Genomic DNA, 1,724 nt, shown 5'->3' with positions numbered 1-1,724 from the left:
GCGCTCTTCTTTGCGGCTGCGCTGATCCTGATCATTGCGCTGGTGCGCGGGGGCGCCGGTTTCCTGCAACGCTACTGGGGCGAGTGGTTGACGCATCGCGTCGCCTACGATCTGCGCAACGACTATTACATTGCGCTGCAACGCCTGCCGTTCAGTTTTTATGACCGCTCGCACACAGGCGACCTGATGAGCCGCGCCACCGGCGACATCTCGGAGACGGAGCGCTTCGCCGGCATCGGCTTGCTGGAGCTGACGGGCGTCTTGCTGCTGCTGGCGGGCGTGGTCGTTTCGATGTTCATCGTCGACTGGGCGTTGGCGCTGCTGGCGCTGCCGCCGGTGCTGGCGCTGGTGGCGTTGGGGCTGCGCTTTGGCGTGGTGGTGCGGCCGATGTTTCAACGCATCCAGGAGCAGCTCGGGCTGCTTTCGACCGTGATGCAGGAAAGCATGACCGGCATCGGCGTGGTGAAAGCCTTTGCGCGTGAGCCGTATGAGTTTGCAAAATTCGACGCCATCAGCGACGAGTGGTTCCGTCGGCGCATGGGCGTCATTCGCACCTGGGGCGACTACTGGCCGCTCTTCACCTTCGTGCTGGCGGTCGGCGTCTTTCTGATGCTCTGGTTCGGCGGTCCGTTGGCGATGGAAGGCGTCATCAGCGTCGGTGCGCTCTTCGCTATGATCTCCTACCTGCTCATGCTGAACGGGCCGGCGCAGCAGCTCGGCAACCTGGTCAATCTGGCGGCGACGGCGGGGGCCAGCGCGCAGCGCGTCTTTGAGATCATCGACACGCCTGTGGAGATCGAGGAGGCGCCCGACGCCATCGAACTCGGCGACGTTCAGGGCCGCGTCACGTTCGAGCACGTTTCCTTCGCCTACGAAGGCTCCGACCGCGTGTTGCACGACATTCACTTCGAGGCGCCTGCAGGCAAGACGATTGCGCTCGTGGGGCCGACCGGCGCGGGCAAGTCGACCCTGGTCTCGCTGCTGCCGCGCTTCTACGATCCGACCGCCGGTCGCGTGCTGATCGACGGCGTCGACATCCGCACCGTGACGCTGCGCAGCCTGCGCCGGCGCATCGGCATGGTCTTGCAAGAGCCGTTCCTCTTCAGCACGACGATCCGGGAAAACATCGCCTACGGCGTCGAGAACGCTTCGGAGGAGGCGATCGTCGCCGCAGCGAAAGCCGCCCACGCGCACGAGTTCATCATGCACTTTCCCGAGGGCTACGACACGCGCGTCGGCGAGCGCGGGGTGACGCTCAGCGGCGGCCAGCGTCAACGCATCGCCATCGCGCGGGCGCTGCTCTATGACCCCAAAATCCTGATCTTGGACGATTCGCTGAGCAGCGTGGACACGCAGACCGAACATCTGATTCAACAGGCGCTGGCTGCGCTGATGCGCAATCGCACCACTTTCATCATTGCGCAACGGCTGGTCACGCTCAAGAACGCCGACTGCATCTACGTGCTCGACGCCGGTCGCGTCGTGGAATGCGGAACGCACGACGAGCTGCTGAGACGAGATGGGTTATATCGGAGAATTTACGATCTACAGTTGAGAGCGCAGGAGAGCGTCGTATGACGCATGCAACGATCCACTGGAAACGACCGCAGGACACGCCGGAGGCGCGACGGCGACGCGAGGCGAAAATCGCCGGTCTGCTTCACGGCGGCGACGACGACGTGCTGGGCAAAGCCTATGACGGCCGGCTGGTGGCGCGGCTCTTC

1 protein-coding gene is annotated in these 1,724 nt (G+C 64.3%); it reads left to right on the top strand.

What is annotated here, in order from left to right; all coding sequences use genetic code 11:
- Positions 1-1,578 (top strand): ABC transporter ATP-binding protein (locus tag Q0367_RS02260; RefSeq protein ID WP_298980779.1); only part of this gene is annotated, 1,578 nt, incomplete at its 5' end.
- Positions 1,579-1,724 lie beyond the last annotated feature (146 nt).

This window comes from uncultured Caldilinea sp., assembly GCF_937128415.1.
Lineage (GTDB): Bacteria > Chloroflexota > Anaerolineae > Caldilineales > Caldilineaceae > Caldilinea.
The sequence above is the reverse complement of the archived record's forward strand: the minus strand, read 5'-3'. Positions and strand labels throughout refer to the sequence as shown.